Raw genomic sequence first — 5,434 nt, forward strand, 5'->3', positions numbered from 1 at the left:
GTCCACCTGCGGCAGCAGGGGCTCTATCCGCTCCCACACCACGTCCGTCAACTCGCCTCGACCTGCCACAAGATCAATTATCAGACAGGCCTTAGTTAACTCGCATCCAAGTTTGAGGCATTGCTGCCGCATCTGGACGAGCGGCAGCGCCGTCTGACGATAGGAGCCGAGGCCCGGGTGCTGGGACACGACGGGATCCGGGCCGTCGCCCGCGCGGCGGGCGTCAGCGAGGCGACCGTGTCCAAGGGCGTGACCGAGCTGGAGTCGGGCCAGGCCCCGTTGGGGCGGGTGCGCCGGCCGGGCGGAGGGCGCAAGCGACTGGTCGAACTCGACTCCGGGCTGCGGTCGGTGCTGCTGGCGTTGGTCGAGCCCGATGTACGCGGTGATCCGATGTCGCCGTTGCGGTGGACGACGAAGTCCACCCGCCGCCTGACCTCGGAGCTGACCAGACAGGGCCACCGGATCTCGGCCGACACGGTCGCCGACCTGCTCCGCGAGGAAGGCTTCAGCCTCCAGGCCAACACCAAGACCCTTGAAGGCACCCAACACCCAGACCGCGACGCGCAGTTCCGCCACCTCAACGAACAGGTCCGCGAGCACCGGGACGCGGGCCAACCGGTGATCAGTGTGGACACCAAGAAGAAGGAACTGGTCGGCGAGTTCAAGAACAGCGGCCGCGAGTGGCAGCCCACCGGCGAGCCGGTGCGGGTCAGCGTCCACGACTTCGCCGATCCCGAGCTGGGCAAGGCCGTCCCGTACGGGATCTACGACCTCGCGGCGAACGCCGGCTGGGTCAACGTCGGCTGCGACCACGACACCGCCGCCTTCGCGGTGGCCCCGATCCGCCGATGGTGGCACGGCCAGGGCAAGGACACCTGCCCGCAGGCCACCCGCTTGCTGATCACCGCGGACGCCGGGGGCTCCAACGGCCACCGCACCCGGGCCTGGAAGATCGAGCTCGCCGCCTTGGCCGCCGAAACCGGGCTGACCATCACCGTGTGCCACCTGCCGCCGGGCACCCAATGCCGTTGCTTGAATTCGAGAACAACTGCCGCGGAACGGGTGACGGTGTCGGGGCGGGGTCGTTGGTCCGGTTGTGCATCCGTGGAGTGGCTTGTCCGACGAGGTACGGCTTGGTGTCCTGACCGAGTGGGTGCTGCCGGGGTTGGTGGACCAGGCGCTGGCGGAGTGCCGTCGGCGGGACCGGCGTCCGGGGGCGCTGCCGTCCCGGTTCATGGTCACTACGTGCTCGCGTTGGCGCTGTTCCATCAGGACTCCTACGACGATGTCGCGGAGAACCTGGTGGGTGCATGGCCGGATATGCACGAGGCGATCCCGAACAAGTCCTCGTTCACGCGGGCTCGGCGGCGGCTGGGCGAGGCGGCGCTGGAGGCGGTGTTCCGGAAGCTGGCCGGGCCGGCGGCGCCGCTGGGGCTTTCGGGTGCGTTCTACCGTGGGATGCGGGTCGCGGCGGTGGACGGGTTCGTGCTGGATGCGCCGGACACACCTGCCAACCGGGCCGAGCTGGGCGGGCTCCTGGACGTGCGAGGTAACCCGGCCGGGTTCCCGCAGGTGCGGGTGGTGACCTTGACGGAGGCCGCGACGCACGCGTCGGTGGACGTCCGGGTGGGCGCATTCAGCGGCGGGGAACGGGAGTTGGCGGTGGCGATGGCTGGCAGTGCGGCGGGGATGCTCGTCATCATGGGTCGCGGCTTCCCAGGCGTCGAGCTGTGGAAGGCCTACGCGCGGGCCGGGGCTCACCTGCTCCTGCGGGCCCGCTCAAGCGTGGCCCGCCGCCCGGTCGAGCACCTGCCGGACGGCACCTACCTGGCGCGGATGAACCTGGCCGGACAGAAGGGGAACCACCCCGGCGGGGTGTTGGTGCGCGTCATCGAGTACCAGGTCGACGGCGGCGAGGTCATCCGCCTGCTGACCGATCTGATGGACCCTGACGCCTTCCCCGCCGCGGAGTTGGCGGCCTTGTATCACGAGCGCTGGGAAGCGGAGACCACCTATCGGCAGATCAAGACGTTCCAGCGCGGTGGTCTGGCGATCCTGCGCTCCGCCGACCCGGAACTGGCACGCCAGGAGGCGTGGGCGCACTTGATCATCCATCACTGCCTGACTCGGATCGTCATGCGCGTCGCCGACCGCGGCCGGTTCGACCCCGACCGGATCTCCTTCCTCAAGATCCTCAAGCACGTCCGGCGCAGCGTGGTCCGGCAGAGCCAGCACACCCCGGCCAGGATGAAGCAGTTCCTGGCGAACATGGCAGCGAAAGTCCGCCGCAAGCTCGACAGCGGCCCCAGGCGGCTCAGGGAAGCCGACCGGCTCCTGAAACGCGCCGACGGCCGCTACTCAATCCGCAAGGCAGGTCAACCACGTCGACCGACCCGACGTGTCCCAGCGAAGACCATCACCCTGAACCCTATGATAGTTCACTGAGTCAAGCAACGGCATTGGCCGGGCACCTCGAAGTGGAACAAGATCGAGCACAGGTTGTTCTCCCACATCACCATGAACTGGCGAGGCCGCCCACTGACCAGCCGCGAGGTCATCGTGCAGACCATCGCCGCCACCACCAGCCGCAGCGGACTGCGCGTCCACGCCGAACTCGACACCGGCAGCTACCCGACCGGCGTCAAGATCGGCGACGCGGACATGGCCGCGCTGCCGCTTACCCGGCACGCCTTCCACGGCGACTGGAACTACGTCCTCCACCCTGCGCTGGTGGGCGTGTCCCCTGCCAAGGAGCATGTTCCCGGCGTCGCCTGGGACCAGGCCACGCTGTCCGATCCCACCCTGACCGGCATGTCCCAGCACGACCTGGACGTCCTCACCGCCAGCCTGGCCGCTCTGCACGAAGCACAACCCGGCGCCGGGATGGGCCGCCCGCCCCGGCTGCCCTTTCCCGAGCAGGTCCTGGCTACCGTCCTCCACCTGCGGCTCGGCCTGCCCGCAGAACCCCTCGCCGTGCTGTTCGGCAGCAGCCGGAGCGCGGTGCACCGCACCTTCCACAAGATCAGGCAGCTACTCGACCGGCACGGGGCCGAGATCCCGCCCGCACCATCCCCGCCCACCGCCCTGGCCGCCATCCACGCCCGCGTCGTCACACAAGGACGTGAGCCCAACTCCGCCACAAAATCAGCGTGTTAATTATCTGCAAGCCCTTACCCGAGCATCTCCAAGAGCTGGGTCGACACTGGCTTCAAGAACGCAATGATCGAGCACGGCGCAAGCCTCGGAGTCGACGTCGAGGTCGTCCACCGGAAGTCCGACGTCCCTGGATTTCACGGGGCGAAAAGGCGATGGGTGGTCGAACGAAGCTTGGGGTGGATCATGCAACGCCGCCGCCTCGCCCGCGACTACGAGACCCTCCCGGCCAGCTCCGAAGCCATGATCCACATTGCCTCGATCGACAACCTCACCAAGCGCATAACGGACGAGACCACACCAACCTGGCGAGGAACTTACTAGAACATAAAGGGCAAACCACTCTCACCAAATGCCCTCTTACAGACCGCCGACCGGCGGGATGGGCTGGTTGGTGCCGCAGTAGCGGCACTTGGTGGCACTCCGCGGGATATCGTCGGAGGCGCAGGCCGGGCAGGTCTTCGCGGGTTTCGGGGGACCGAAGACGCTGATTCCCCGGCGGGCCTGGACCAGCTTGTACGGGACAAAAATCAGGAAGTAGACCACCGCCATGAAGATCACGAAATAGATCAGGGCGGAGATGAACTGCCCGATGTTGAGGTACGTCGAGGTGTTACCCGGATCACCCAACTGCCAGCCGAGTCCGGCCGAATGGCCGCCCTGAGTCCGAGTGATGATCGGCGTTATCACGTTGTCCGTGAACGCCTTGATCAGTGTGCTGAACGCTAATGCAACGATCAACCCGATGGCCACAAAAACGACATCACCGCGCGTCAAAAAGTTCTTGAATCCATTGAGCATGACTGCTCCTCGCAGGTCTGGTTAGGGGCGCCTAGCCGACGCCAAGGTCAAGGCCAGCCCATCCCGCCACAGCGCGCCACCAGAGCTGCGCCGACCGAGTGGTGACCGTCGTCGTTTCGGTATGTCCACGGTTGGACTGCGAGGTACGTCACATGTTCCAGGCTCTGGTGATCGCTTTAGGAAGCGCCAGTGAATCCCGCTGCGAGTGGCAGTGGGTGGCGCCCTTCCAGAGGCGGGCGGACTGCTTGCCAATGGTGATGTCGAGCCGCTGTTCCTCAGGGGGCTTGGCCACGGGGCGGCCGGTGGTCGGCCGAGGGCGGTGATGCGGCTAGGCTACACGGGCACCGGGCAGCATTGCGCCGGCGGCCGACCACCGGCCCCTCGCGGCGGGAGACCGCAGACACGCTCTGATCGAGATCGGTCAACTTGCCAAGAACTTGGTGTTCTTGGTGGCGAAGGTGGCAGTCCCGACCTTAACCAACTCCGGATCCGGGGTACTGGCAGGAGGTGGCATCGTCGCCGGGGTGGTGACCTGGAATTTTGCAGTAAAAGAGGATCCCTTGAGGAGTAGGGATTTATTTCCATTTTTTGTCTTCGCCGTTGTGTTTGCAGGGGGCAGTTCGAGGCTTAGTTTGCCCATGCCTGCTACGGAATGAGAGGGAGTAGTGTAATTAAGGGGGGTGGAGATTGACAGTGGAAGCTCGTCACCCATTAGGCAGGCGCGAAGATTGTCGACTGACAAATTCGCACTCGAGCCAATGATTGGCACTGGGGAAACGATAGCGGGGATGATTGCCGTGGGAATGGTTACGGCGATAGTGTCATTCGTAATGATGACGAAATTACTCATTATCTCTCCTTGTCAAAAGAAGTGGCACCGGCAGGTGGCTCTGGAGCATACATCTCTCGCCTGCAGGTGGCTGGGCCACGTCGCCGTGTGCACCGCGGACTGGATGAGCGGGCTCCCGATGGTGCCTGATCCGCATTTTGCGTCACCCGGTTGTAGCTCCAGTGTTAAGCCTGCCAGGTCTGGCAGTTGATCTTATATGAGGCCTCGTTAGGGCGATAGTGCTGCCCGCTGGTGGGGGCGTGAGCGACATTGGTGGGTTTTGCCCATACGGGAGTCCATGCTGCCTGAACATGGCCTCGGATTCGCCTGGCTACGGGCGGAATCATCGACGATGGTAGCGATATGGGGGGTCCCGGCCATCCTCAGAGGGCGGTTCGAGAGTTGATGTCCGTTTCGAAGTAAAGCAGGACAGGGCTGCTGGTCGCGGGGCTTGGTCGGCTACTGCTTCTTGGTAAAGCTGCCGGTGTCGACTTCGATGAGGACATCGAGTTTGACCAGGCGTTTCAGCTTGGCGCGGGTGCCTTCGATGTTCTTCCAGGGCTGTTGCAAAGTCCCGGTTAGGGCATGAGTCCGCAGGTCATAACGGGGTGAGAGGCGGGAGTCGATCCGTCACGTACGCATCGAAGCTCC

Annotated in this window: 3 protein-coding genes and 4 pseudogenes; 4 read left to right on the top strand and 3 right to left on the bottom strand. The window is 65.1% G+C overall.

The window, feature by feature from the left end:
- A partial coding sequence (locus tag ACIQOV_RS25760; RefSeq protein ID WP_401052284.1) for a hypothetical protein occupies nucleotides 1–189 on the bottom strand: 189 nt, incomplete at its 3' end.
- Between ACIQOV_RS25760 and ACIQOV_RS25765 the strand changes: the two are divergent.
- The 4 pseudogenes from ACIQOV_RS25765 to ACIQOV_RS25780 form a co-directional block, all read left to right on the top strand.
- Nucleotides 160–1,020, top strand: a pseudogene (locus ACIQOV_RS25765) (ISAzo13 family transposase); the annotation flags it as partial. The gene ACIQOV_RS25760 and the pseudogene ACIQOV_RS25765 sit on opposite strands and share 30 nt — an antisense overlap.
- 234 nt (nucleotides 1,021–1,254) lie before the next feature.
- A pseudogene (locus ACIQOV_RS25770) lies at nucleotides 1,255–2,445 on the top strand (IS4 family transposase); the annotation flags it as partial.
- 18 nt (nucleotides 2,446–2,463) lie between these two features.
- Nucleotides 2,464–3,156 (top strand): annotated as a pseudogene (locus tag ACIQOV_RS25775) (transposase family protein); the annotation flags it as partial.
- A 15-nt stretch (nucleotides 3,157–3,171) separates the two neighbouring features.
- Nucleotides 3,172–3,477, top strand: a pseudogene (locus ACIQOV_RS25780) (transposase); the annotation flags it as partial.
- A 36-nt stretch (nucleotides 3,478–3,513) separates the two neighbouring features.
- On the opposite strand, the gene ACIQOV_RS25785 reads toward ACIQOV_RS25780, so the two are convergent.
- A complete protein-coding gene (locus tag ACIQOV_RS25785) occupies nucleotides 3,514–3,954 on the bottom strand; it encodes an MscL family protein (protein WP_331768686.1) in 441 nt (146 codons plus the stop codon).
- A gap of 421 nt (nucleotides 3,955–4,375) precedes the next feature.
- Entirely contained in the window at nucleotides 4,376–4,804 is a 429-nt protein-coding gene (locus tag ACIQOV_RS25790) for a hypothetical protein (protein ID WP_331768684.1), read from the bottom strand.
- Nucleotides 4,805–5,434: the final 630 nt, after the last annotated feature.

The organism is Kitasatospora sp. NPDC091257 (genome assembly GCF_044757675.1).
GTDB lineage: Bacteria > Actinomycetota > Actinomycetes > Streptomycetales > Streptomycetaceae > Kitasatospora > Kitasatospora lactacystinica.

What these genes read in the sequence shown, in the direction of transcription:
- ACIQOV_RS25785 (WP_331768686.1), bottom strand. Translation starts at nt 3,954, where the DNA reads ATGCTCAATGGATTCAAGAACTTTTTGACGCGCGGTGATGTCGTTTTT.
- ACIQOV_RS25790 (WP_331768684.1), bottom strand. Translation starts at nt 4,804, where the DNA reads ATGAGTAATTTCGTCATCATTACGAATGACACTATCGCCGTAACCATT.